We start from the raw sequence: 24,746 nt of genomic DNA, 5'->3' as shown, positions 1-24,746 counted from the left end.
GGCCGGGCTATGCCCGGCCTATAACGCCTTGATTCAGCACACTATTATCGTCAGCGATTTTCGCGGTGATCGATCAGTGCGTCAACCACAGAAGGGTCGGCCAGAGTGGAAACATCTCCCAGATTATCCAGCTCATTACAGGCAATCTTCCTGAGGATACGCCGCATAATTTTGCCGGAGCGGGTTTTTGGTAGCGCCGGCGCCCACTGAATAAAGTCCGGTTTGGCAATCGGGCCTATCTCCTTGCGGCAGAGTTCAATTAACTCTGTCTTCAGCGCATCACTGGGCGCGTGGCCGGATTTCAGCATCACAAAGGCGTAGATCCCCTGCCCCTTGATATCGTGGGGATAGCCCACCACTGCCGCTTCCGCCGTATCATTGTGCAATACCAGAGCACTCTCTATCTCTGCGGTACCCAGTCGGTGCCCAGACACATTCAGCACATCGTCAATGCGCCCGGTGATCCAGTAATAACCATCACTATCGCGGCGGGCACCATCGCCGGTAAAGTAATAGCCGGGGAATGCGGAAAAATAGGTCTCCAGCATTCGCTGGCGGTTGCCGTACACATCGCGAATCATCGAGGGCCAGCTCTTTTTAATCACCAGAGAGCCCTCCCCTTCGCCATCGATCTCCCGGCCCTCGCTATCCAGCAGAGCCGGCTGTACACCAAAGAAGGGCCGGGTCGCCGATCCGGGCTTGAGGGGCATGGCGCCGGGCAGTGGCGTGATCATATGGGCACCGGTTTCAGTCTGCCACCAGGTGTCCACAATCGGGCAACGCTTATCCCCCACCACACTGTAATACCACTCCCAGGCCTCCGGGTTTATCGGCTCCCCCACCGTACCCAACAATCGTAGGGAACTGCGCGCGGCGGCTGTGACAAACTCATCACCGGCCCCCATCAACGCGCGAATCGCCGTCGGTGCGGTGTAGAAAATATTGACCCGGTGCTTATCCACAACCTGCCAAAAGCGCGAGGCATTCGGGTAAGTGGGCACCCCCTCAAACATCAGACTGGTGGCACCGGCACACAGGGGCCCGTAGACAATATAGCTGTGCCCGGTAATCCAGCCCACATCGGCGGTACACCAGAATATCTCTCCCTCGCGATAATCAAATGTATATTTGAAGGTCATGGTGGCCATCAGCAGATAGCCCGCAGTGGTATGCAAAACCCCCTTGGGTTTTCCGGTGGAGCCCGAGGTATAAAGAATAAACAGCGGGTCCTCTGCCCCCATTACTTCAGGCGCGCAGTCTGACGCCATCTCGCCGATGGAATCGCCGTACCAGATATCCCGTTTGCGGTCCCAGTCCACCGCTGTGCCCGTATGTTTAACCACGATCGCCGTATGCACATTGGGGCAGTCCGCCAGCGCTTTATCCACATTGGCTTTCAGGGGCACGCGCTTGCCGCCGCGCACCGCTTCATCCGCCGTTATCACCAGGCGGCAGTCGGAATCGAGAATGCGGTCTTTCAGGGATACCGGGGAGAAGCCGCCAAATACCACCGAATGCACAGCACCGATACGGGCACAGGCGAGCATGGCGTAGGCCGCCTCCGGGATCATCGGCATATAGATACAAACCCGATCCCCCTTTTTAACCCCACGGGACTTCAGCAGGTTGGCCAAGCGGCACACATTCTCGTACAGACTCCGATAGCTGATCGCCTTACTATCTGCGGGATTGTCCCCCTCCCACAGAATCGCGGTCTGCTCACCCCGGCTGGCCAGGTGCCGGTCGATACAGTTTACCGTGACATTCAACTGCCCATCGGAGAACCAGGCCGCATGGCCCCTGTGCAGATCCTCCTCTAGAACTTGGGTAAACGGTTTGTCCCAGTGTAAAAAATCCTTGGCCTGTTGCGCCCAAAACGCCTCGGGGCTTTCCACCGACTGGCGGTACATTTTCTCGTAATCTTCGGCGCCAATCAGCGCGTTGGCAGCAAAACTGGGGGGGATTGGGCGGGTATGCACTTCAGACATCATATTCTCCTTTATTATTAGCGCGGCATGGCTAGCCTAGAGAAATCGGAGTTTATTAGAGCTTTATTCTTGTCACTTTATAACATAGCCGCTGTGAAACAGTCCCCTCATCTCACCGCAAGGTAAGTGGGGGGGCACGCAAATCCTACAAAGTGAAATTGTAATAAGAGGAACGGGCAACGGAAGAAAGTCGATTAATAGCCCTATCGATTTTTGCAGACCCTGCAAATGTCTTTTAAATCCAGATATCGTTTTCCGCAGTTAAGCCTCCGCCGGTATCGCCGGTATTGACAACCCCTCTGGGCTCCACCAATAGAACTTCACATTCCTGTTCAGCCCTGGGTTTATGCTCCACACCTTTAGGTACTACCGTCATCTCGCCGGGCCCAAGGGAGATAACACTATCGCGAAATTCAATCTGTAGATATCCTGAAATCACAATAAACACCTCGTCGGTATCGGGGTGACTATGCCAGGTAAACTCCCCCTGAACCTTGACCAACCTGAACTGGTAATCGTTCATCTCGGCAACCACTTTAGGGGACTAATGCTCTGAGAACAGATTCAATTTTTCTTTAAAATTGATAACTTTATAATTCAATTTTCTATACCGATTTTAATTAACCTCACAACCTTCAATAAAGCAATTGGCAGCTTTTGAGGATTTTTTTTTGCGAAGGAAACGTATACAAACCTTTTGATATCTTCAGTGCAGACTTACACCTTCCACACCTCAGTGAACCCCGCCGATATCTCTGCTGCATTAACAACCCTACCTTAAGGCTAAACCGACGGCTAGCGTTTGTGTCAGGTAGCTTTGGCGCCTAAGTCTTCCTCCATATCAGAATTCAGAAGTAGACAACCCACACCTGTATCTATGCATTTGTACCATATGGAGATACCCCATTAATATTTATCACCTTCTGAGCGATTGGGGCGAACGGGCTTTGTAATTGTAGAGAAGCGTGATATATAGATGATGGTTTTTAATTGACTATTATGAGCACTAGTAACAGTTATGGACTGGCCAAATAACGTGGACTGCTATCATGCAATGGCGAAATTCACTACCTATTACATGCAAGGTGAACAGCAGGAAAAGTGGTTAAGAATCATTACTGACGGCCTTGAAACTGGAGCCTCCCCACCGGGCAAAGCTTTCTTATATGAGATCGATAAAGTGATTAACTCTTCTCCAAAACCAAGCATGCCAAATCGATCAGATTTATATCAACTAATTTGTACAGTATGCATTTAAAAACTCACAAGATACAACTTTAATCCCCCACAAACAAAAAAAGGAATCAAGACATTTTGCGATAAAAACATAAAGTTACAAAATTCAATAACAAAGCCCCACTCAGAAAATTTACACACACGGCAGTGACCAAGGAAACAAAAAGGATAGGGATACTTGAACACCGATAACGACCTCAATATTGAAACCGCAATCAAAGGTTAACCATATTACATTTCCATCAATCCAAAAAGAAGATAATTTTCATTTAAATATTTTTCAAATATTTTAATACAACCTAATACAAGCAATTACCCCCACCTCACAGAAGCATCACCAGCTTCAAAACCAAAGATCACCGAGATAACTTAGATTTGAGCATAGCAAAAACATTTCACTAGGCTAGGTACAACTATCCACTTCGCACTCTAGCCCCTAATACCCTACACTTCAACCCATACTGACCGAGCTACTTTTCTCTCGCTCCAGCTTTACAAAAATTCAATTAGAAGCAGCAGATCTTTTTAACATTTTACATAAAAAATTAGTACTGGCGGGAGAATCCATCGCCAAAAATTTAATCTTCTTGTAGCCTACAAATCTAGCACTGGAAATTTCTTTCTTCGAATCACGATAAATAGCAGAAAGACAAATATTTACAGTAGATTTGCACACAGTGCTACACACAATAAATCGATAACACAAAGAGGAATTTATGTTAAAATTATTTTTTACAACCATTTTAGCTCTTTCTTTATCCAGCAATGTATTGGGTGCAGATGTTTTAACACATACAGGAAAAGTAACTAAGGTGGTTGCATTCCCTCATTCTTACGGGAGCTATGACGAGACTCAAAAAGGACGTTTAGCAATTTATGTTGAGGGTTTACCCCAAGGGTGTGGCAGTGAGCTATCGCGCGTAGTAATAGGTGTTGATCACCCGATACATGATTCAGTTTTATCATTAGCATTAATGGCAATAGCCTCTCAAGCGGAGGTTAATGTTGCATACTTTGATCAATGTACTGTTAGATCTGATTCCTGGGATTTAGCCTACTTCAATATTAATTAACACGTTATAAATTGGGCTGCCGGTGGTTTTCAGCTAGCGGTCCCAACAGATTTAAGACGCATATGGAAACAGAAAAGCTGATCCAAAAAACAAAAATCTCTCATATGAGCAATGCCAAATGGATAAAATTGTTTAATGCATGCCAGGAATATCCATTTACCATCGGCGGCGTCGAGTGGCAGTTTTTAGGCTGAGATACATCTATTAAAAACAGTATTTGCGTGAGTGACTGCCTACATAATAACGAACACTTCAATGATTGTTTACCAGCGCCATACGCCAAACTCAATGAAATTGAATGGATCTTGATTCCCTCACAGTTTGAAGCCCCCTATTCAGACAAAAAAAGACCACTACCTAATATCTTCAATGATATAGAGGCAATAAGAGTACATCTTGAAAAATATGCCAACTTCCCTATCATTGAGGTTGAAAATGGTATCAAGATTATTGGCTACGAGTATTAACCCGGCGGAAAAGTTATTTTCAATCTTGTAAGCATCCATAAATTTTCCGCAGTAAGCTTTTCGAACTTTACACGATGCTATATTTTTAAGAGGCCTCCCCATTAAACCTAAAAATATGGAAACCCATAGAGCAGAACCAGCAGTCATTGAGTTAAATGGCTTTCTTAATGCACTAAGATGTGTGATCGACTGCCCCAAAAGGATGTTTAGTGCAACACTTATAGAAAAGAATGTTGATTTAAATTCGACCATTAAAGATATAAAAAATAGTATTGATGAGCGTGGAAGAATCATAGAGCAGAAAAAATTTGATTACCAAACCACGCATCAACTTTTCATCGATCATATCTATAAGAAGATATCGGGAACTAATACAAGAGGGCTGGATAATTTAGATTGGAACCTCATTGAGTATTATGGCCTTATCTCAACGCAAGACCTAGAGGATGGTCCCTGGAATAGACTTGTCAGCCAAGAGCATACGACATTAAGATTTCTTGATAATGAAGGAGATGAATATATTTTACTAATCGTGGAGTTTAGCGATTTTGTAGTACTAACCCAACTAGGATTAGCATGGAGTGAGAAATAAAAACAACTGAGATCAACAATACACCTTCAGCAAGTATCACATTTTTTCACATTCGTAACAACGATGCCATTTACCACAGACCGAGGTGGCCAATATTGCACCCCACTGAAGCAAAGAAGCAAATATGAAGATAGATATACCGGATGAAATTGCTAAAAGTGCAGGGTTGGGCGAAAGAGAAATGAAAGAGTTTCTTGCCGTCTCCCTGTACAAAAAGAAGCGGATTAATGGCGTTCAAGGAGGTAAAATTGTAGGCGGTTCCGAAATGGAGTTTCATGGCCTTTTAGAAAAATATAACGAATTCGTGAACTACGATACTGATGAATATATGGAAGATTCAGACATTTTAAAGGATTTCTAATATATCAGCCACAGGCTATACAACGGCACCAAGTCACTGACACTGCTTCTCCAACTCAACACGAGACAACATCTGTATTAAATCCGGCTGAGCCGGGCACTAAGGATCACAGTGAATTTACGGATAGAAATAAAAGAATCTGACAGCACGAAAAGTAAAAGGGGTGCGCTCTTATACCTTGCCTATAACTTATTTAATGTCTTCATGTTAATCCTGATTTACAGGGATTCAGCGATAATTCGTAGTGACGGCCCTTCTGGCTTTTCAGAGCTGATTATTAAGGGCTTGTAAGGACACCTTTCGGTTGAACCTCCTATGTATCGCGGCATCCTCGTTACTTATATTTTTTTCTAGTGTAGCAGTTATTGAAGCATGCTCAGATGATACTGGCCATTGCCGGGAATGGTATATTCTCTAAGCTTGTGTATTACTCGTATAGATCGGGCAGTACGGGGATCTGTTTGCATATGTGTGACTGCCCCAGCACTATAAGCAATAGTAGCGAATGAAACACTATAAAGAATTACTTAAATTCGATCCCATTGAGCACTAGACTACAGGGCAATATTGGCCACCTGACAAATAAATCAAGATAGAACGTCATATTAGATCAATATGTGGCCAGATAAACCCTCCAAACACAAAAGCACTAGAGACAGAAATCATGCAGCGTTCAATCTTTATTTTGATAATCTACCTGTTAATAATTCCTGCGGTTAATGCCAAACAACTGGCAATTACTTTCGATGATGCCCCCCGCAAAGCCGACGGCTACTTTGACGGCCCCACTCGGGCCAAAGTGCTTATTGAAAGCCTGGAACAGCATAAAATCGGCAAAGTGGCCTTCTTTTCCACCACTCAGTCTTTAGATAAAGAGGGGTTGGAACGGATTCGCCGCTACGATAAGGCCGGACATATTATTGGCAATCACACCCACAGCCACCCCAATTTTCTGAAGACAGAGCTATCCGCCTATCAAGCAGATTTTTTACGGGCCCACCAGCTACTGCAACAGTTTGATAATTTTAAACCCTATTTTCGCTTTCCCTATCTGCGCGAGGGAGAAACTGTCGAAAAACGCGATGGCATGCGCAGCCTATTACAGGAAAACAATTATCAAAACGCCTATATCACCTTAAATAACTACGATTGGTATATCGAAGAGCTTTTTCAAAGCGCAGTGAAAGACGGGAGGCCGGTTGATATGGAGAGGCTTTCCAGCTTTTATGTCGACGTGCTGATGGCGAGTATTAACTACTACGACGCTATGGCGAGTAAATACCTCGGGCACTCCCCCAAGCACGTGATACTGCTACATGAAATGGATATTACGGCGCTGTTTATTGGCGATCTGGCCCAGCGGCTGCGGCAGGAGGGCTGGAAAATAATTCCCCTGGAAGAGGCCTATAAAGACCCCATCGCCACATACCAGCTCGCCCAACCGATTAAATACAACCCCGGCAGAGTCGGTGAGATCGCTCTCGCTAAAGGGCAAAAGAAAAATCTCTGGCACTACACCCTGGATGAGTCCTACCTGCAAAAGAGGTTTAATCAGGAAGTGTTATTGATGTCTGCTCACTGAGCGGCGGACAGGGGGAGAGCTACAGGGCGCAGGCCCTGTAGCGGGGAGAATCAGGCTTCGGCAAGCTGAACCGGAATGGTATTTGTGCTGCGCTCTACCTTGTTGCTCTCATCCAGGTAGACCAGCTTGGGCTTGTGGCTATCGGCCTCTGCCTCGGTCATCTGGGCATAGGAGGCGATAATAATGCGATCGCCTACCTGCACTCTGCGCGCGGCGGCGCCATTCATAGAGATAATGCCGGAGCCGCGCTCGGCGAGAATCACATAGGTGTGAAAGCGCTCGCCATTACTCACATTGTAAATATCAATTTTTTCAAATTCGCGCAGACCCGCCAGTTCTACCAGGTCCTCATCAATTGCACAGGAACCGTCATACCAGAGTTCGGCCTGAGTCACTGCGGCCATGTGCAACTTGCACTTCAACATTTCAATTTGCATAGTTGGATGCCCCTCACAGTTCCAGGGAAACATTGTCGATCAGGCGCGCCGCACTGGTGTACATAGCGCCCAAAATCGTGATTTGTTTATCGTCATCTGCCGCCGGTTGTAAATCCTTACTGCAACAGATAGAGAAGTAGTCGACCCGAAAGCCACTCTCTTCAATTCGCTTGTGCGCCTCTTTTTCGAGGTCGGCAAAATCCCGGCGTCCCGCCACGATCTCATCCTTGGCCCAGTTCAGCAACTGATTGAGCACAGCGACCTTGGGCCGCTCATCGGCGGTGATATAACCATTGCGAGAGCTCATCGCCAAGCCGTCTTCCTCGCGATGCACCGGTGCCTCCACAATTTCCACCGGCATACACAGGTCTTCCACCATGCGGCGAATCACTGCCAGCTGTTGGAAATCCTTAATCCCGAAAATAGCCTTGTCCGGCTGCACAATATTGAACAGCTTCGCCACTACGGTGGTGACCCCCTCAAAGTGACCGGGGCGACTGGCGCCACACAGAACATCGGTCATCGCCGGGCAAACCACACGGGTCTGCTGGTCCATACCGTTGGGGTAAATTTCACTCTCATCCGGGTGGAACAGGAAGTCACAGTCCGCTTCGCGCAGTCTGGCCATATCCCGCTCCATAGTGCGCGGATACTTATCCCAGTCCTCGTTCAAACCAAACTGCAAACGGTTGACGAAGATGGATACCACCACCAGATCGCAGTGTTGTTGGGCGATTTTGACCAGCTCTATATGGGCATCGTGCAGATTGCCCATAGTGGGCACAAAGCCGACGGTCTTGCCGTCTTTGCGGGCCTGGGCCAGCGCCTCGCGCAGGCTTGCTACGTGGTGGAAGATTTGCATCTCGCTACCGCTCACTATGAATCAGCGCGGCATCATACTCGCTGAGACCGGGTGTCTCAACATAGCAAAATGACCGCTCTCTATAAGGTTTCCCCGCAGAATCCCGCCTGTGCTCCACTAAACAACCGCCAGCAATACCTGAACCACTAGTCAGCATCGCCTTTGTGGATTGCGCCGAATTTTAACCCATTCAGTTCAGGAAGTGTTCAGACCTGCCGGGGCAAACTTCACGTCAAGATACACAAACGACCTGACTTGAAAGAAAAGAGCCCCAGACTCGGGAGAGATGCTATGAGACACCTCACAACTGCCATCGCCACCCTAAGCCTATTAATGATTGCGGCGCCCGCCCTGTCCGAAGCGCACCGTGGGCACCAGCGCGCACTGGACAGCAGCCACCAATACGGCAGAGCCGAGCGCGAGCAGCGCCATATAGAGCGCGGCCACAACAAGCAGCACGATAAACACCACGACCGCCAGCAGGAAAAAAGACAGCGCAAGCAGGAGCGTAAACAGGAGCGCAGAGAGGAGCGTCAGCACCGCCGCGAGGTGCGCCAAGCCTACAAAGCGGGGTACAACAAAGGCTATAACAAGGGTCACCGGGCAGTACACAGACCTGTTTACCGCCGCAGCTATCACGGTCACCGCCCCCACCACCGTCCCTCGCACTACGGTTACGGCTACCGCTGGCGTCACCTGCCACGCAATTTTGTCAGCATCAGTATTGGTGCCGCAGGCTTCTACTACAGTGATGGAATTTTTTACCGCCCGGCCTCCTCTGGCTATGTGGTAGCCCAGGCTCCGAAAGGCGCTATCGTTCACAGCCTGCCGGCGTCAGCACTGACCGTTGCAGTGGGCGGACACAATTACTATGTGGCCTACGACACCTACTACCTGTGGGATCAGCGCCATCGCGGCTACCGGGTAGTGCCCAGACCCGGCGTGATCTAAGGTGGCCTTTAAATAATTCCACAATAATTCTGCGGGCTTGCAGAATTATTTGGCGACACTCTAACCAATACCCTCCCTCCCCTGCGGCCTTCGGGCCGCCTTTTTTCTCACCACCCCCCAAATACCCCTTGCCACACCCGCGCACAAGAAATAAAAGCGCCGCTGCGAGCGGTTTCGCCATTTACTTTTTTATACACAAAAATTAGCGTTTTTTTATCTATAGTTATTGCTTTCCGGTCCTGCTGGGCCCAAGATTCGCGCCCGCCAAATACCAACAGAAAGGCGCCATGAAGAAGCAACAAGTAAAAGACTGGACTTGCGAAGATTCGGCCGAACTCTACGGCATCCGCAATTGGGGCGCCGGATATTTCGACCTGAATGAAAACGGTGAAATTTCACTGCAAGTCGACGGCCCCGACGGGGCATCACACAGCGTATCCCTGATGGAAATTGCCCGCGGCGCCACCGAGCGCGGCCTGGGCATGCCCCTGCTATTGCGTATCGAGAATCTGCTCGAAGCGCAGATCGCCCGGATTAACGAATCCTTTGCCCGCGCTATCGATGGCTGCGGCTACGGCAACGTTTTTCGCGGTGTATTCCCCATTAAGGTGAACCAGCAGTGCCAGGTTATTGAAGAAATTGCCAATGCCGGACGCCGCTTTAACCACGGCCTGGAAGCGGGCAGTAAAGCGGAGCTGATTGCCGCACTGTCCATTCTGGATAACACCGAATCCCTGATCGTCTGTAACGGCTACAAGGACGAAGAATTTATCAACCTCGGCCTGCAGGCCCAGCGCCTGGGTGTGCAGGTTTTCTTTGTCGTGGAAACCCCCTCGGAAGTGGAAACCATTATCCGCTGCGCCGAGCGCGAGCAAGTGCGCCCGAATATCGGCGCGCGGGTAAAGCTCGCCTCCAAGGTGGGCGGCTACTGGAATGCCACCAGCGGCGATCGCAGTATTTTCGGACTGGGCAGTAACGACCTGATCGCCATGGTCGACCAGCTGCGCAACCACGATATGCTCGACTGCCTCAAGCTGCTGCACTACCACCTGGGCTCGCAGGTGCCGAATATCCGCGATATCCGCACCGGGGTGCTGGAAGCTTGCCGCTACTACGCCGACCTGGTTGAAGAGGGCGCGCCGATGGGCTACCTGGACCTGGGCGGTGGCCTGGCGGTGGATTACGACGGCAGTAAAACCAATTACACCCACTCCAAAAATTACTCCCTGGACGAGTACTGTGTGGATGTGGTGGAAGCCATTATGGGCACCCTCGATAGCGAGGGCGTCGCGCACCCGGTGATTATTACCGAGTCCGGCCGCGCCACTGTGGCTTACTCCTCGGTGCTGCTGTTCGATATTCTCGACACCACCCGTTTCGAACCGGTGGAACTCGAACACACCAAGATCAGCGAGGGCGACCACCAGATGCTGCTCAACCTGCAAGACGCAGTGCGCAGTATCACCCCCAAAAACCTGCAAGAGAGCTACAACGACGCGCTCTACTATCGCGACGAGGTGCGCTCCCTGTACCTGCACGGCCAGGTGAGCCTGCGCGAGCGCGCCAATGCGGAAAACCTGTTCCTGCAGGGCGCCCAGGATATTCGCAAACTGCTCGATGAAGCCGAGGAAATCCCCGCAGACCTGCAGGCGCTGCCGGAAGTGCTGTCGGATATCTACTACGCCAATGTGAGCGTATTCCAATCGGTGCCGGATATCTGGGCTATCGATCAGGTGTTCCCGCTATTGCCGATCCACCGCCTGGACGAGGCGCCGACCCGCTCCGCCATCATCGCCGACATCACCTGCGACTGTGACGGCAAGATCGACCGCTTTATAGGCCGGGAAAAAGAGCAGAAAACCCTGCCCTTGCACGAACTCAAAGACGGCGAGGACTATATTCTCGGCACCTTCCTGATCGGCGCCTACCAGGAGACCCTCGGCGACCTGCACAACCTGTTCGGGGACACCAATGTGGTGAGCGTGCGCATCCAGGAAGACGGCAGTATCGACTTCAGCCACGAAATTCACGGCGACAGTATTTCCGATGTACTGAGTTACGTAGAATATCAGCCCAAAGCGCTGTTCGAGCGCTTCCGTCGCCTGGCGGAGCGCGCCGTCAAACAGGGGCTGATTACTGCCGCCCAGCGCAAGCAGATTCTGCAAACCTATACCGCCAGCATGAGCGGTTACACCTATTTCGAAAAGTGAATAATAAGGCGCCAACGCCTTTGCAAAGATAGCGGCCGCAAAAGCCGCAGATTAAGGAGATCTTTATGGCCAACGTACTGATCATCGGCGCCGGCGGTGTCGGCCAGGTGGTTGCGCACAAGTGCGCACAAGTTCCTGAAGTATTTGAAAATATCACCCTGGCGAGCCGCACCAAAAGCAAGTGCGACAAGATTGCCGCTATGCTGCCGCGCAAAATCGACACCGCTGAAGTCGACGCGGACAATGTGCCGGAGCTGGTTAAGCTTATCGAGAAAGTGAAGCCGGACATGGTTATCAACGTGGCCCTGCCCTACCAGGACCTGCACATTATGGATGCCTGTCTGGAAACCGGCGTGCACTACCTGGACACCGCCAACTACGAGCCGCCGGAAGAGGCCAAGTTCGAGTACAAGTGGCAGTGGGCCTACCAGGAAAAATTCGAGAAGGCCGGCCTGATGGCACTGCTGGGCAGCGGTTTCGATCCCGGCGTCACCAGCGTATTTACCGCCTACGCCAAGAAGCACCACTTCGATCGTATCCACACCCTGGATATCCTCGACTGCAATGCCGGCGACCACGGCCTGCCGTTCGCCACCAACTTCAACCCGGAAATTAATATCCGCGAGATCACCGCCAACGGTCGCTACTGGGAAAATGGCCAGTGGGTAACCACCAAGCCGATGGAAGAAAAGCGCGTCTTCAACTTCCCCGAAGGCATTGGCGACAAGGATATCTACCTGCTGTACCACGAAGAGCTGGAGTCCCTGTCCAAGCACTTCCCGGAAATCGAGCGCGCGCGCTTCTGGATGACCTTTGGCGAGAGCTACCTGAAGCACCTGGAAGTCCTGCAAAACGTCGGCATGACCGGTATTGAGCCAGTGGAATTCCAGGGCCAGCAAATTGTACCTATCCAGTTCCTTAAGGAGCTGCTGCCAGATCCCGCCAGCCTCGGCCCCTTGACCAAGGGCAAGACCTGCATCGGCAACATTATTCGCGGCAGCAAAGACGGCGAAGAGAAGATCTACTACGTCTACAACACCTGTGACCACCAGGACTGCTACCAGGAGGTTCAATCCCAGGCGATCTCCTACACCACCGGTGTCCCGGCGATGATCGGCGCCAAGATGATGCTGGAAGGCAAGTGGATGAAGCCCGGCGTGTGGAATATGGAGCAGATGGACCCAGATCCCTTTATGGACGATCTGAACAAGTACGGCCTGCCCTGGCAGGAAACCTGGTTGGACAAGCCCTTCCAGTAAAGCGCACTTTTCTCCGTTCTCCGGGGTGGGCCCCAGCGCCCGCCCCACCGCACCAGGATATAACGCCCCCATGGACCTCACTCCCCGCGTTGACTACTTCGGACACTTTGATCCCTACCGCGTCCCCTCCCCCTGCTTTGTCGTCGATGAGATCGCCCTGCGCGACAATTTGGCCCTGCTCGCCGACGTACAGGAGCGCAGCGGCGCCAAGGTACTGGCGGCGCTCAAAGCCTTTTCCATGTTCAGCACCGGCCCCATTGTGGCCGAATACCTGTCCGGCACCTGTGCCAGCGGCCTGCACGAAGCCAAGCTGGGTTACGAAGAGTACGGTGGCCGCGACCAGGGCAAGGAAGTCCACGTATTTAGTGCCGGCTACAAGGAGGAGGAGCTGCGCGAAATACTGCAATTCGCCCACCATGTGATCTTCAACTCCTTCTCCCAGTGGAAGCGCTACCGGCAGCTGTGCCTGGATATGCAAAAGCAGCGTGCGGAACTGCGCTTCGGCCTGCGCATTAACCCGGAGCACTCCGAGGGCCACACCGATCTCTACGATCCCTGCGCCCCCTGTTCGCGCCTGGGCATCGTGCGCTCGCTGTTTGAGGGCGAGTCCCTGGAGGGAATCAGCGGCCTGCACTTCCACACCTTGTGCGAACAGGATTTCAAACCCCTGCAGCGCACTATCGCTGCGGTAGAAGAGAAGTTTGGCGACCTGATCCCGCAGATGGAGTGGATCAACTTCGGCGGCGGCCACCACATTACCCGCCGCGACTACCAGGTGGACGAACTGGTCGACGCAGTGCGCGATTTCTCCGCTAAGTACGCGGTGCAGGTCTACCTGGAACCCGGTGAAGCCATCTCCCTATTCGCCGGCATCCTGGTAGCCGAGGTAGTGGATATTGCCTGGAATGGCGAACACCAGGCCATCCTGGATGCCTCCGCCACCTGCCATATGCCCGATGTGCTGGAGATGCCCTACCGCCCGGAAATTACCGGGGCCGCCCGTCCCGGCGACCTGCCCCACACCTATCGCCTGGGCGGACAGAGCTGCCTGGCAGGGGACAGCATCGGCGAATACAGTTTCAGTGAGCCGCTGCGCCTCGGTGAGCGCCTGGTGTTCGAGGAAATGGCCTATTACACCATGGTCAAAACCAACACCTTTAACGGCATTCCCCTACCCGCTATCGCCCTGTGGAACTCGGATACCGACGACCTGAAGATGATCAAGACCTTCGGCTACGAGGATTTCAAGGAGCGCCTCTCCTAATAGGGAGCCTTTAAATAACTCCGTGATAGATGCGCTGGAGGCCAGACTAGCCCCCAGCGCCAGAGGACTTATAAATGCAGTCAGAAAACGAATACCCCATTTTTCTCGGCTCCGAAATCGAGCAGCCGAAGCCCGAAGACGCCCTCTTTCATATTATCCCCATCCCCTATGAAGAGACCGTCTCCTACGGTGGCGGTACCGGCAAGGGCCCGTCTTCCATCCTGGAGGCCTCCTGGCAGCTGGAGACTTTCGACAATTTCTCCAACCCCTGCGACCTGGGCATTTACACCCGCCCGCCGGTCTCGGTAGCCGGCCCCGCAGAGCAGGTGATGGACAATATCGCCGCAGCCACCCAAGAGGTATTGAAACTGGGCAAGATGCCGGTGGGTATCGGCGGTGAGCACTCGGTGACCTGGGGTATTATCAAAGGCCTCCTGGACGCCGGTGAAACAGACTTTGGCGTAGTGCAAATCGATGCCCACGCCGACCTGCGCGATCGCTATGAAGGTCACAAGCACAGCCACGCCAGCGTAATGCGCCTGGTGGTAGAAGCCGGCGTGCCTCTGTTCCAGCTGGGCATCCGCGCCTACTGCGAAGAGGAAGTGCAGGCGCGCAAGGACCACAACGTGGGCTACCTGGATGCCCACCAGCTGGTGCCCAACAACGTGCAGGAATTCCAATTGCCGGAGAATTTCCCCAGGAAAGTCTTCTTTACCCTGGATGTGGACGGCATGGACCCATCGGTCTTCCCCTCCACCGGCACCCCGGTACCCGGCGGTCTCGGCTGGTACCAGACCCTCAACCTGTTCGAATGCGTAGCGCAGCAGAGAGAGATTATCGGCTTCGACCTGCTGGAATTTGCACCGATCGAGGGCTTCCACGCCTATGATTTTGCCGCTGCACAGCTGATGTACAAGCTGATGGGGATTATCCAGCGCAACCGCTGACTGGTGCTCCAGTATCCAGTACTTTGACAATTCTTAACTTATTAACTTGCCTTTCATACCGGGATAGGAGTTAGTATGACTATGTGAGTAGTCACTTGCTGGAGAAACCGTGAATAAACTGAATGTCGTTATTGGCGCCAGTGCATTCCTGGCGCTGGCCACCTTTGCCTTTAGCCCACCGGCCGATGCGCGCGGCTATGAGCGCGGGGGAGAGCACCGCCACCATCATCGCAAAGATGGTAATCGCGGACCGCGTATTTCGATCGGATTTATCGCCTCAGTCCTGCCGGCTGGCCATGTGCGCGTCGCTGTGGGCGGACGCCCCTATTTCTACCAAGGCGGGCACTTCTATCGCCAAGGTCCCCGTGGCTATGTCGTCGTCGCCGCCCCCCTGGGCGCCGCTGTCGCCAGCCTGCCGGGCAGTGCTGTGCGCGTTAAAGTGGGCAGAGTCACTTACTTCCAATACGCCGACACCTACTATAAGTGGCGCCCCGCCACCCGCACCTACGTGGTCGTAGCACCGCCCGCAGGAGCACCCGTCCCCGTTGCCGTTGTTCCCGCGCCGGCGCCGGCGGTAGCGGTCCCCGTCGCTGAAGCCCCTGTGGTTGAAGTCCCTGTCGTTGAGGCCCCGGCACCCGCCACTCCGGCCCCGGGTCCCGAGGGCTTCCAGCCCGGACAAGTGCTGGAGACCCTGCCCAAGGGCTACGTTGCTGAAATTATCAATGGCATCCAGTACTACCGCTATGGCGGCAATTACTTTATGCCCACTCAGCGCGATGGCCAGGAGGTCTACGTAGTCGTCAAGCTGTAAGCACGGCTTCGCTGTTCAGCCCGTGAAAGCGGGCAAACTGCCCCAGAGCCCGGTGGTAGCTCGCCTCCAGCGAGACACCGGGCTTCTTATTCCAGTGCAGGGCCTCGACCCGCAGCACGCCCGCGTCCCGATCCGCCCTCAAGTCCACCTGCCCCACAAATTGATCGCCGTATAAAATCGGCAGGCAAAAGTAGCCATAGCGGCGCTTGGCTGCCGGCACATAGCACTCCAATTGGTATTCAAAATCAAACAGCCGGCGCAGGCGTTTGCGCTGCAATATCAGCGGATCGAAAGGGGATAACAGGCGTACTTTGCGCGCTGCTCGCACGGGCTCCCGCTCCAACTGCTCGGTGAGCAACAGTTCTTTGCCCCACTGGGTGAGTTCCCCGCTTGCCAGCATACGTTCGATGGCTTGCCGGATAAGGGGGTTATCCTCCCGGCGCAGGTAGGCAATTTCCTCCGCTCGGCCAATGCCCTGGCACCCCAGAAAAGTGCGCACCAGATGGCTGCCGTACTCGACTTCTGAAGCCGCACTGGTAGAGATATTGGCCGGCAGTACCCGCTCCGGGAGATCGAAGACTTTTTGAAAGCCCTCCCTGTGGCTGACCATCAGCTCCCCCTCGTGAAACAGCTGCTCCAGCGCCTTCTTTTCATCGGACCACTGCCACCAACCGCCCTTGGCGCGCACAAAGTCACTGGCGCGCAGAGCGCCCTCCTCGCGCACGCGATCCAGCACATAGCGACACAGCTTGGCGTTTTTCTCAAACCAGTGGCGCTGACCGGCGCGGATACGATCCATACGCACCCGTGCATAGGGGTAGTGGGTCATTGGCAAATAGGCGGCGGCGTGGGACCAGTACTCGAAGATTTCCCGACGCTGCTCCGCCTCCGCCAGGTGTGATTCGCGGTAGCCGGGCAGGCGGTTGTAGAGCTGGTGGTGGTGGGCCCGGGTAATTCGCTGGATGGCATCCAGCTGTAGGGCGCCCAGATGTTGTAACAACTCCGACAATCCTTCAGTCCAGGAGCTGTGGATAAATTGGCGTTGCAGCACCAGTGCGCGGATCTTTTGTTCGGATAACAAGATAGAGAGTCTCTGAATAATTGCATAGCATTTCTGCGACCCTTAAAGACTACAGCTGCTGTGCCGCTATTTCTTGTGAAAGCTAAAAATTCCTGTGCAACCGTACCTTGATTGATAACCGCTCTACAATCCAGCCATATCACAGTATTATTCAGAGGTTCCCCAACCTCGCCTACCGCCAAATTAAATCTTGAGAGCAATTTACAGTTAAGCAGCCCAATGCTTGTTGCCACTCCCCAGAGTATTGCTTGCCACACCTTTTAAATTTCGTGCATAGCCGCTATTTTTGGAAAAAACCTCGATCGCAAGCCAACAAACTCCTATGCCATAGGCTGCAAGTTTGATCATTGATGGTGCCGACATGCCATTGGAAACAGCTAATTCAAGGTCCGCCCAGCCCGTTGCGTTGTCAATCCCGCAAGCAGCAGCCAGGATAATCGGGGTGCGCGCGGCTTTAAGTACGCTGTTGCGGCTGTCAGCATTTTTTAAATCATACTGGTTAACATTTACATCCACCAAGTACATGCCGGCGGCTTCGCAGAACTTCTCCAGATCTTCCTTACGGGTGTTCTTTCCCCGTGGATTGGAGAAAAATACACTCTGGTTGGATAGCGTTTTCCCGTTGGCAACCAGACTACTGATACCCGGTTGTTTGGCCAGGCTTTGCAGGGCCTGTACAAAAGTACCCGCTCCCTCGCCGTGTACCAACCAATTAATAGAAGCATCATTGGCCTGCGCCTGCTGGATCAGCGCGGCCAGTGATTGCGCATTGTCCGGTTTTTGGTGTTGGCCGTTTTGCCAGTACAGAGAATAGTGTTTTCTGCTGCCCTCTAAATCTCTGGGTTTTAATGCAGCTTTATACGCAGGAAGAATATGGTTTATTAATAGTTCACCAGCCTCTTCTTTATTATCAAACTTACCACTGACCGCTGCATAATGGGCACTGCCCCATCGGTGGCTGTAGTCCATGGTTTTTAGCCGCTCGGTGTCAGTTTTCCATTTATTCTCTACATCATCTCTATTCACACGATACAAACCACTAGCCTGATTTGTCACGGAAGCGGAAATCGAGCTATCGATAATCAAACCGTATACTAGAACATCGCCGTTTGTGTGTATCTGATAGTGAAACTGGGCACCATCCAGATTTAGGGTTTTGGCTCCGATATTCCGACTGCCGGGAGTAATGGCCAAACTGTAGAGTGCCCGTACCAAGTTGGTCTTATAATAATTACCTGGGTGCTCTCGCTTCAGTTGTTCCCAGGTTCCCGCGTGGCCTGGGTGTACATAGACATTCCGATCGATATTCGGGATTTCCCCCCGCTTGATAATGAGTTTCACAATGGCTCCTTGCCGTTACTAGTTTTTATAGTCCTGAAATACCGCTAAATAGCCTATGCTTGCCAAGCCGGTGGCGGACTGCCGGGCTTGGTGATAATAATTTCACCTTCAAACTTCCCTCCCCTGCGCCACTCGGGATATACCCAGCGTTCAATATCCCGTTTCGAACTGGCCCTGGCTCCCGGCCACCGTTGTTGAGCATTCGATAATTGTGTTTTAGCATCAGCCCCAAGTTGCAGCTCGATACTATCGCAAACAGAATCTCGAATGCTGTTCATAGCCTTTAAGCACGGCTCAACCGGCGCATAGCCCAAATAGTTGAAAACAAAGTAGATATAATGGCGCTGGTCCAAGGGAATAAAAATGAAGCTGGAGAAGTGGGTGTTATAGAAGGGACACTCTACCAGTGATTCCGGCGAGTGTTGCTCATGCTTTTCAAAAAATATTGCCGTAGCTCTGTCCAGCTCATACAGTTGCCAGTTCACCGGAGCTTGTTGTACTTTGTGGTTTGGCTGACAGGGGCCATTGTAATACAAAGTCCGCATAATGACCTGCTCAAAGTGCTGAGGGTTGAGGCAGCTCATCTCTTGAGGTAGGGCATCATGGCGGATTAGTGACAACACAAATGATATATAGCCTATAGGGCGGTCACGCCAGATAGGGCCAAATAGCTGCCAGTTGCGCCTCATTAGTATCTGCCGAGCAACCCCTTCACGCTCCCACTCTTCATAGCCACTATCATCAAAGTAATTACTGTTATCAAAAATATTGACGCTCTGCGGCGGCTCCTGGCTGGAATCTGCAAAGCTGTCATAACAGACGTTGGGCGGCAGGCTAAATGCCAGGCGGCTGCCGGAGAGATCGATAGTAACCCTTTCGCGCTCGTGGCGGCGGGGAATATAGGGATATTGGCGTGAAGCAAATAGACGACCTAGCATATACAGAGCAATCCTTTGAATAGTTCTGCCCAGACTTTACTACGTTTCTTTAGGAATAATCAGGGCTTTGCCCTGTCGTTTGGTAAAACTGATTGTTACCGACAATAGCGCCCCTATACCCTACCTATTGTTTGTTATGAAATAAATCACAGAGCATCACACCGGCTATATATCTATAGCACGCTAACAACTCAAAGCGGCCAGAGTTATCTTCTTAGATTTCCTAGCCTGCTACAAGTTTTTATATCCAAGTATCCCCGCTTCAATTCGAGGAGGGTTTTATATAGGTCAGCACTGATACTTTTGTCAGCTACCACTTCCTTTTAATTATGAAAACCACCAGCCGCTACCTTACTGCTACCCCCTGTAACAAGCATATTGCTTTATTTTTTGTTAATGCTTTTTTAGCAACTTTGAAGTACGGCCAAATAGCCTATTCCTGCCAGGCTGGCGGTGGGCTGCCGGGTTTGGTGATAATGATTTTACCCTCGAAATCATCAGTTTCGTACCATTCCGGGTAAATCCAGGATTCAATATCCCGTTTAGCGCTAGCCTTTGCCCTTGGCCACTTTTGACGGGCTTTCAAGAGTTGGTCTTTGGCACCGGTACCAAGTTGTAATTGAAGACTGTTACAGATCGAGTCACGGATACTGTTCATTACTTTTAAACAGGGCTCGACAGGGGCATAGCCAAGATAGCGGAAATTAAGCTTGATATAGATATCCTGATCTAGGGGGATAAAAAAACAGCTAGAGAAGTAGGTATCGTGGTGAGGACACTCTGCCAATACTTCCGGCGGGTTGATACGATGTTTTTCAAAAAAAATCGCCGTGACCCCGTCCAACTCACGCAGCTGCCAATTCACTGGGGCCAGCTGTATTTCGTGGTTAGGGAGACAGGGGCCGCAGTAGTACAGGTGGCGCATAATGACCTGCTCAAAATGCTGAGGGTTGAGGCAATTCATATCTTTGGGCAGGGTGTCGTGGCGGTTTAGTGACAGCACAAAATCAATAGTATCGATAGGACTCCCGTGCCAAATAGGGCCAAATAGCTCCCAGCTACGCTTCATAAGAGTCTGAGAGGCAACACCCTCACGCTCCCACTCTTCATAGCCACTATCATCAAAGTAATTACTGTTATCAAAAATATTGACGCTCTGCGGCGGCTCCTGGCTGGAATCTGCAAAGCTGTCATAACAGACATTGGGCGGCAGGCTAAATGCCAGGCGGCTGCCGGAGAGATCGATAGCAATCCTTTCGCGCTGGTGGCGGCGGGGAATATAGGGATATTGGCGTGAAGCAAATAGACGACCTAGCATATACAGAGCAACCCTTTGGATACTGAGGTTTAAACCCGATGGTGGACTCGGTTGCTCGACAGCCGCAAACCCAGGGAGTCTCTAAATAATTCTACAAGCCCCATAGAACAGACCTTAAAGACTTACAGAGATATTACGAGGCTCCCCCACAGAAAAACTTATTCGCCCTGGTAGTATTCTGGCGCCAGATTATCGAAGCGAGTGTATTTGCCCACAAAGGCTGCGCGGCAGGTGCCGATCTCACCGTTACGCTGCTTGCCGATAATCAACTCGGCCATGCCTTTATCCGGGCTGTCCTCGTTGTAGTATTCATCGCGGTAGATAAACAGGATCACGTCGGCGTCCTGCTCGATCGCCCCGGATTCCCGCAGGTCCGAGTTCATCGGCCGTTTGTTGGGGCGCTGCTCTACTCCCCGGTTGAGCTGCGACAGGGCAATCACCGGGCATTCGTATTCTTTCGCCAGCGCCTTGAGAGAGCGGGAGATCTCGGAGATCTCCTGGGTGCGGCCCTCGGTGGAACCCTTCACCTGCATCAGCTGCAAGTAGTCCACCATAATCATCGCCGGCATACTCTTGGCCTCGGCGTCTTCGCGGCTTAACTTGGGGTTCTCGCGCATCAATTTGTTGATGTGATCGCGCACCGTGCGCTTGGTACGGGCGCGCACCTCGCTGGGGCTCAGTGCCGGGGTATCGTCGATATACAGGGACTTGCCTTTCATCTTCTGCACGGCGCTGGACAGCTTGGGCCAGTCCTCTTCCTGCAGTTTGCCGTTCCTGATGCGCCCCTGGTCGATACGACCAATAGAGGACAACATCCGCATCACCAGGCTGTCCGAGGGCATCTCCATACTGAAGACCAGTGTCGGGCTCTCCTGGCAGAGCATGGCGCTCTCGATAAAATTCAATGCCAGTGCGGTCTTACCCATGGAGGGACGCGCGGCGAGAATAACCAGTTCGCCCGGCTGCCAGCCGGAGGTGCGCTGGTCCAGTTCGGTCAGACCGGTGCTGATACCGGTAATATCACCCTCGGTTTTAAACAGCTCATCGATGCGCTCGACGGTCTTTTTCAGCAGCGTATCCACGCCGACAAAGCCGCCCTCTTTGGCGCGCCCCTCGGCGATTTCCGCCACGCGGCGCTCGGCCATCTGCAGCAGGTCGGCGGAGGCGAGACCACCGGGATTAAAACTGGTGCGGCTGATCTCACCGGCAGCGGCGATCAGCTGGCGCAGCATAGAGCGCTCACGCACGATCTTGGCGTAGGCGACGATATTCGCTGCGGAGGGGGTATTTTCGGCCAATTCCGCCAGGTAGGCAGGGCCACCCACTTCACCGAGCAGGTCGCGGCTGGCGAGGCCTTCGGCGAGGGTAACGATATCCAGGGGCTGTTCACCATTACTCAGCTCGCCCATCACCGCAAAAATCTTGCGGTGGCTGGCACTGAAGAAGTCCTCTTCACTCAGCTGTTCGGCAACGGCATCAATACGGCCCGGGTCCAACATCAAGCCACCCAGCACGGACTGCTCCGCCTCTACCGAATGCGGTAGCGGTGAACTCTCTTCGCTATGATTTTCGTCTTCAGGGGCGGCGTATTCGTCGATCATGGGAATATTACGGGGTAGTAAAAACAAAACGGGCGCTGGACCCGATAGGGTACAGCGCCCGATTGTAGCGCGGCTGGCGCTCGAAGCACCAACCACTCGTCAGCAAAACCTTACTCGGCTTCGATAACGACTTTAACAGCAGCGATTACGTCGGAGTGCAGCTGTACGTCTACGTCGTACTCGCCCACTTCGCGCAGTGCGCCTTCCGGCAGCTTCACTTCAGCTTTAGCTACTTCAACGCCACCAGCGGAGATCGCTTCAGCGATGTCGCGAGTGCCGATAGAACCGAACAGCTTGCCTTCGTCGCCAGCGTTAGCAGCGATGGTAACAACCAGATCGGCCAGCTTGGTAGCGCGGCTCTCAGCTTCAGCCAGCTTAGCGGCAGCAGCGGCTTCCAGTTCAGCGCGCTTAGCTTCGAACTCAGCAATGTTAGTTGCGGTAGCAGCAATTGCTTTACCAGTCGGCAGCAGGAAATTGCGGCCAAAACCGGCTTTAACATCAACGCGGTCACCCACGTTGCCCAGTTTGCCTACTTTATCGAGCAGAATAACTTCCATCTCGGTTTCCTCAATTTCTGTATTGTGCGAGCGCGCCTATTTGGAGGAGCGCCCGCGAATATCTATCCAGCTATCTACCAGGGCCAAGCCGCAAAGAAAGCCTACCAGGGGCATTGCGGCAACCACTAGCATTACATACATCGCCACCAGGGGACCTATCCCCCAATTGCGGTCAGCAACTTGCCAATGAACCAGAGCTATACCGGCCACTTGTAAGGGAAGAGCAGCAACTAATCCCCAGTGAGCGTAGCCAGGCGTAGCTAGGCAGAGTAGCCAAAGCAGCATCCCTACCAGCGCCAACCACCTAGGCAAACGCAGCTGATGGAACTCCTGGCGAAAACCGCCGGGGTTATACAGCAGGGCTTGCCAATAACGCCCCAATACCAGGGCTAAGACGGCAAACATAGCCAGCAGCCAACTCAGGTTTCCAGTGAATTGGACTTCAGCTAATGGGTTCTGCTCCAACGCCTCCCGAGCACCAGGACTCCATGAGACCCCTGTCGCCTCTAAAGACTGCTCAAGTCCCTGCACGAGACCGCCGCTTAAGTTAGAGGTCAGCAATACTCCCACTACTGAAGCAGCTGTTGCAGTCATCAGCGCGGCAGCCCAGGACTGAGTGCTACGCAGCGCTATAGCAGCGCAAAAGACGACCACAAAACCGCTAATAGTAAGACCTGCTACCTGCAAAGGTACATGGCCTGTCATGTATGTAACTACGGCAGGCAACAGCGCCCAGGCCAAAACCATCAGGCCGTTACTGCTGCCTCGGCGCAAACTCACCAGCGCGAGAATTGCCGGGCTTATCAGCGGTAATCCCAACATGGTGAGGATTACCGTCCTGACGCGTCCGCGCATAATAAATTCAGCTACGGCGCGCATAGTTAGATAGCTTCTTTATTAATGAGTCTAAGCAAACTGCGGCTTAGGCTTCGTGGCTGTCCGTGTACGGCAGCAGGGCCAGGTAGCGCGCGCGCTTGACCGCAGAGGCCAGCTGACGCTGATACTTGGCTTTGGTACCGGTAATACGGCTAGGAACAATTTTGCCAGTCTCGGAGATGTAGGCTTTCAGGGTATCGAGATCTTTGTAGTCGATACGCTTAACACCTTCAGCGGTGAAACGGCAGAACTTGCGACGACGGAAAAAACGTGCCATCTGATAATCCCCTTACTCTTCGCTTTCAGCGTTATCGGAAGAAGCTTCTGCGTCGGAAGAAGCTTTCTCTTCTCCGGCGCGCTCGCGACGCTCAGTGCGCTCTGCACGGGCAGCTTTGCGCTCACGGCTTTCTTTTTCCGCTTTCATGATCGGGCTCTCTTCAGTGATCGCCTCGTCTTCACGAATTACCAGATTACGGATAACCGCATCGTTGTAACGGAAGTTGGTAGTCAGTTCCTCAAGGGCTTCTTCAGTACATTCTACATTCATCAGAATGTAGTGAGCCTTGTGGATCTTGTTGATCGGGTAAGCCAGACGGCGACGGCCCCAGTCTTCCAGACGGTGAACCTGTCCACCGCTCTCCTTGATGGACGCAGTGTAGCGCTCCACCATGCCAGGTACCTGCTCGCTCTGGTCCGGGTGAACCAGGAATACAATTTCGTAATGACGCATTTTAGCTCCTTACGGGTTAATCAGCCTCTCGGACAGTCCGATGAGGCAAGGAGTACAACGGGCACGGATAAACCGAGCCTATTGCGGGCGGCGTATTCTAGGCAGTTGTGGGATTGGTTGCAAGTTGATCAATTACTTCAAGCCCAGTGCCTTCGCCAACCCAGTTGCAAGTTGATCAATTGCTTCAGGCTAAGCGCCCTCATTAACTCAGTTAGCGGTTACACAAAGTTGACTGGCCTGCCACTTTATTTGGCGGCAGATTTA

Annotated in this window: 24 protein-coding genes; 11 read left to right on the top strand and 13 right to left on the bottom strand. The window is 52.4% G+C overall.

What is annotated here, in order from left to right:
- Nucleotides 1-50 precede the first annotated feature (50 nt).
- Both acs and ACJJIF_RS16440 read right to left on the bottom strand, forming a co-directional pair.
- The gene (gene acs, locus ACJJIF_RS16445; protein WP_444929404.1) at nucleotides 51-1,988 is read right to left on the bottom strand and encodes an acetate--CoA ligase; all 1,938 of its coding nucleotides are present in this window, start codon (nucleotides 1,986-1,988) and stop codon (nucleotides 51-53) included.
- A 235-nt stretch (nucleotides 1,989-2,223) separates the two neighbouring features.
- Complete coding sequence (locus tag ACJJIF_RS16440; protein ID WP_444929403.1) at nucleotides 2,224-2,511, bottom strand: cupin domain-containing protein; 288 nt, start codon at nucleotides 2,509-2,511, stop codon at nucleotides 2,224-2,226.
- Between the two features lie 1,429 nt (nucleotides 2,512-3,940).
- Between ACJJIF_RS16440 and ACJJIF_RS16435 the strand changes: the two genes are divergently transcribed.
- From ACJJIF_RS16435 to ACJJIF_RS16415, 5 genes are all read left to right on the top strand, one after another.
- Complete coding sequence (locus ACJJIF_RS16435) at nucleotides 3,941-4,297, top strand: hypothetical protein (RefSeq protein WP_444929402.1); 357 nt, start codon at nucleotides 3,941-3,943, stop codon at nucleotides 4,295-4,297.
- 221 nt (nucleotides 4,298-4,518) lie between these two features.
- A complete protein-coding gene (locus tag ACJJIF_RS16430) occupies nucleotides 4,519-4,764 on the top strand; it encodes a hypothetical protein (protein WP_444929401.1) in 246 nt (81 codons plus the stop codon).
- A 115-nt stretch (nucleotides 4,765-4,879) separates the two neighbouring features.
- Nucleotides 4,880-5,356: a hypothetical protein gene (locus tag ACJJIF_RS16425; protein WP_444929400.1), complete on the top strand. Its 477-nt coding sequence runs from the start codon at nucleotides 4,880-4,882 to the stop codon at nucleotides 5,354-5,356.
- 124 nt (nucleotides 5,357-5,480) lie between these two features.
- The gene (locus tag ACJJIF_RS16420) at nucleotides 5,481-5,717 is read left to right on the top strand and encodes a UPF0175 family protein (RefSeq protein ID WP_444929399.1); all 237 of its coding nucleotides are present in this window, start codon (nucleotides 5,481-5,483) and stop codon (nucleotides 5,715-5,717) included.
- 664 nt (nucleotides 5,718-6,381) lie between these two features.
- Nucleotides 6,382-7,299, top strand: coding sequence for a polysaccharide deacetylase family protein (locus ACJJIF_RS16415; RefSeq protein WP_444929398.1), 918 nt, complete (start codon nucleotides 6,382-6,384; stop codon nucleotides 7,297-7,299).
- A 50-nt stretch (nucleotides 7,300-7,349) separates the two neighbouring features.
- Here the strand turns inward: ACJJIF_RS16415 and panD are convergent, their stop codons facing one another.
- Nucleotides 7,350-7,736, bottom strand: coding sequence for an aspartate 1-decarboxylase (gene panD, locus ACJJIF_RS16410; RefSeq protein WP_252084259.1), 387 nt, complete (start codon nucleotides 7,734-7,736; stop codon nucleotides 7,350-7,352).
- Nucleotides 7,737-7,749: 13 nt separating this feature from the next.
- Nucleotides 7,750-8,598 carry a pantoate--beta-alanine ligase gene (panC, locus tag ACJJIF_RS16405; RefSeq protein WP_444929397.1) on the bottom strand — a complete coding sequence of 283 codons (849 nt, stop codon included), beginning with the start codon at nucleotides 8,596-8,598 and terminating at the stop codon, nucleotides 7,750-7,752.
- Between the two features lie 291 nt (nucleotides 8,599-8,889).
- Between panC and ACJJIF_RS16400 the strand changes: the two genes are divergently transcribed.
- The 6 genes from ACJJIF_RS16400 (at nucleotide 8,890) to ACJJIF_RS16375 (ending at nucleotide 16,040) form a co-directional block, all read left to right on the top strand.
- Complete coding sequence (locus ACJJIF_RS16400) at nucleotides 8,890-9,549, top strand: DUF6515 family protein (RefSeq protein ID WP_444929396.1); 660 nt, start codon at nucleotides 8,890-8,892, stop codon at nucleotides 9,547-9,549.
- 287 nt (nucleotides 9,550-9,836) lie between these two features.
- Complete coding sequence (gene speA, locus ACJJIF_RS16395; protein WP_444929395.1) at nucleotides 9,837-11,759, top strand: biosynthetic arginine decarboxylase; 1,923 nt, start codon at nucleotides 9,837-9,839, stop codon at nucleotides 11,757-11,759.
- Nucleotides 11,760-11,824: 65 nt separating this feature from the next.
- Entirely contained in the window at nucleotides 11,825-13,018 is a 1,194-nt protein-coding gene (locus ACJJIF_RS16390; protein ID WP_444929394.1) for a saccharopine dehydrogenase family protein, read from the top strand.
- 70 nt (nucleotides 13,019-13,088) lie between these two features.
- Complete coding sequence (gene nspC, locus ACJJIF_RS16385) at nucleotides 13,089-14,282, top strand: carboxynorspermidine decarboxylase (RefSeq protein WP_444929393.1); 1,194 nt, start codon at nucleotides 13,089-13,091, stop codon at nucleotides 14,280-14,282.
- Nucleotides 14,283-14,356: 74 nt separating this feature from the next.
- Nucleotides 14,357-15,229, top strand: coding sequence for an agmatinase (speB, locus tag ACJJIF_RS16380; protein WP_444929392.1), 873 nt, complete (start codon nucleotides 14,357-14,359; stop codon nucleotides 15,227-15,229).
- A gap of 109 nt (nucleotides 15,230-15,338) precedes the next feature.
- Nucleotides 15,339-16,040 (top strand): DUF6515 family protein, encoded by a 702-nt coding sequence (locus ACJJIF_RS16375; protein ID WP_444929391.1) that lies wholly within the window; start codon nucleotides 15,339-15,341, stop codon nucleotides 16,038-16,040.
- Here the strand turns inward: ACJJIF_RS16375 and ACJJIF_RS16370 are convergent.
- The 9 genes from ACJJIF_RS16370 to rpsF form a co-directional block, all read right to left on the bottom strand.
- Nucleotides 16,030-17,121 carry a winged helix-turn-helix domain-containing protein gene (locus tag ACJJIF_RS16370; protein ID WP_444929390.1) on the bottom strand — a complete coding sequence of 364 codons (1,092 nt, stop codon included), beginning with the start codon at nucleotides 17,119-17,121 and terminating at the stop codon, nucleotides 16,030-16,032. The genes ACJJIF_RS16375 and ACJJIF_RS16370 overlap by 11 nt on opposite strands.
- A gap of 207 nt (nucleotides 17,122-17,328) precedes the next feature.
- Nucleotides 17,329-18,462, bottom strand: coding sequence for a hypothetical protein (locus ACJJIF_RS16365; RefSeq protein ID WP_444929389.1), 1,134 nt, complete (start codon nucleotides 18,460-18,462; stop codon nucleotides 17,329-17,331).
- Between the two features lie 53 nt (nucleotides 18,463-18,515).
- A complete protein-coding gene (locus ACJJIF_RS16360; protein ID WP_444929388.1) occupies nucleotides 18,516-19,400 on the bottom strand; it encodes a hypothetical protein in 885 nt (294 codons plus the stop codon).
- A gap of 433 nt (nucleotides 19,401-19,833) precedes the next feature.
- Complete coding sequence (locus ACJJIF_RS16355; protein ID WP_444929387.1) at nucleotides 19,834-20,718, bottom strand: hypothetical protein; 885 nt, start codon at nucleotides 20,716-20,718, stop codon at nucleotides 19,834-19,836.
- A gap of 158 nt (nucleotides 20,719-20,876) precedes the next feature.
- Entirely contained in the window at nucleotides 20,877-22,319 is a 1,443-nt protein-coding gene (gene dnaB / locus ACJJIF_RS16350; RefSeq protein WP_444932371.1) for a replicative DNA helicase, read from the bottom strand.
- 110 nt (nucleotides 22,320-22,429) lie between these two features.
- Entirely contained in the window at nucleotides 22,430-22,876 is a 447-nt protein-coding gene (gene rplI / locus ACJJIF_RS16345) for a 50S ribosomal protein L9 (RefSeq protein ID WP_444929386.1), read from the bottom strand.
- A gap of 36 nt (nucleotides 22,877-22,912) precedes the next feature.
- A complete protein-coding gene (locus tag ACJJIF_RS16340) occupies nucleotides 22,913-23,755 on the bottom strand; it encodes a hypothetical protein (protein WP_444929385.1) in 843 nt (280 codons plus the stop codon).
- A gap of 43 nt (nucleotides 23,756-23,798) precedes the next feature.
- A complete protein-coding gene (gene rpsR / locus ACJJIF_RS16335) occupies nucleotides 23,799-24,029 on the bottom strand; it encodes a 30S ribosomal protein S18 (RefSeq protein WP_108731487.1) in 231 nt (76 codons plus the stop codon).
- 12 nt (nucleotides 24,030-24,041) lie between these two features.
- Nucleotides 24,042-24,482 (bottom strand): 30S ribosomal protein S6, encoded by a 441-nt coding sequence (rpsF, locus tag ACJJIF_RS16330; RefSeq protein ID WP_444929384.1) that lies wholly within the window; start codon nucleotides 24,480-24,482, stop codon nucleotides 24,042-24,044.
- Nucleotides 24,483-24,746: the final 264 nt, after the last annotated feature.

The organism is Microbulbifer regidiadema (SeqCode) (genome assembly GCF_052467605.1).
Note: the sequence above shows the minus strand (reverse complement) of the source record. Positions and strands in the feature narration are given on the sequence as shown.

Excerpts from the sequence above, each read along its gene's own strand:
- rpsF (WP_444929384.1), bottom strand. The coding sequence starts at position 24,482 with ATGCGTCATTACGAAATTGTATTCCTGGTTCACCCGGACCAGAGCGAG.
- speB (WP_444929392.1), top strand. The coding sequence starts at position 14,357 with ATGCAGTCAGAAAACGAATACCCCATTTTTCTCGGCTCCGAAATCGAG.
- panC (WP_444929397.1), bottom strand. The coding sequence starts at position 8,598 with ATGCAAATCTTCCACCACGTAGCAAGCCTGCGCGAGGCGCTGGCCCAG.
- rpsR (WP_108731487.1), bottom strand. The coding sequence starts at position 24,029 with ATGGCACGTTTTTTCCGTCGTCGCAAGTTCTGCCGTTTCACCGCTGAA.
- ACJJIF_RS16420 (WP_444929399.1), top strand. The coding sequence starts at position 5,481 with ATGAAGATAGATATACCGGATGAAATTGCTAAAAGTGCAGGGTTGGGC.
- ACJJIF_RS16355 (WP_444929387.1), bottom strand. The coding sequence starts at position 20,718 with ATGCTAGGTCGTCTATTTGCTTCACGCCAATATCCCTATATTCCCCGC.
- dnaB (WP_444932371.1), bottom strand. The coding sequence starts at position 22,319 with ATGATCGACGAATACGCCGCCCCTGAAGACGAAAATCATAGCGAAGAG.
- nspC (WP_444929393.1), top strand. The coding sequence starts at position 13,089 with ATGGACCTCACTCCCCGCGTTGACTACTTCGGACACTTTGATCCCTAC.
- speA (WP_444929395.1), top strand. The coding sequence starts at position 9,837 with ATGAAGAAGCAACAAGTAAAAGACTGGACTTGCGAAGATTCGGCCGAA.
- acs (WP_444929404.1), bottom strand. The coding sequence starts at position 1,988 with ATGTCTGAAGTGCATACCCGCCCAATCCCCCCCAGTTTTGCTGCCAAC.
- ACJJIF_RS16440 (WP_444929403.1), bottom strand. The coding sequence starts at position 2,511 with ATGAACGATTACCAGTTCAGGTTGGTCAAGGTTCAGGGGGAGTTTACC.
- rplI (WP_444929386.1), bottom strand. The coding sequence starts at position 22,876 with ATGGAAGTTATTCTGCTCGATAAAGTAGGCAAACTGGGCAACGTGGGT.
- panD (WP_252084259.1), bottom strand. The coding sequence starts at position 7,736 with ATGCAAATTGAAATGTTGAAGTGCAAGTTGCACATGGCCGCAGTGACT.
- ACJJIF_RS16435 (WP_444929402.1), top strand. The coding sequence starts at position 3,941 with ATGTTAAAATTATTTTTTACAACCATTTTAGCTCTTTCTTTATCCAGC.
- ACJJIF_RS16340 (WP_444929385.1), bottom strand. The coding sequence starts at position 23,755 with ATGCGCGCCGTAGCTGAATTTATTATGCGCGGACGCGTCAGGACGGTA.
- ACJJIF_RS16400 (WP_444929396.1), top strand. The coding sequence starts at position 8,890 with ATGAGACACCTCACAACTGCCATCGCCACCCTAAGCCTATTAATGATT.
- ACJJIF_RS16360 (WP_444929388.1), bottom strand. The coding sequence starts at position 19,400 with ATGCTAGGTCGTCTATTTGCTTCACGCCAATATCCCTATATTCCCCGC.
- ACJJIF_RS16390 (WP_444929394.1), top strand. The coding sequence starts at position 11,825 with ATGGCCAACGTACTGATCATCGGCGCCGGCGGTGTCGGCCAGGTGGTT.
- ACJJIF_RS16415 (WP_444929398.1), top strand. The coding sequence starts at position 6,382 with ATGCAGCGTTCAATCTTTATTTTGATAATCTACCTGTTAATAATTCCT.
- ACJJIF_RS16425 (WP_444929400.1), top strand. The coding sequence starts at position 4,880 with ATGGAAACCCATAGAGCAGAACCAGCAGTCATTGAGTTAAATGGCTTT.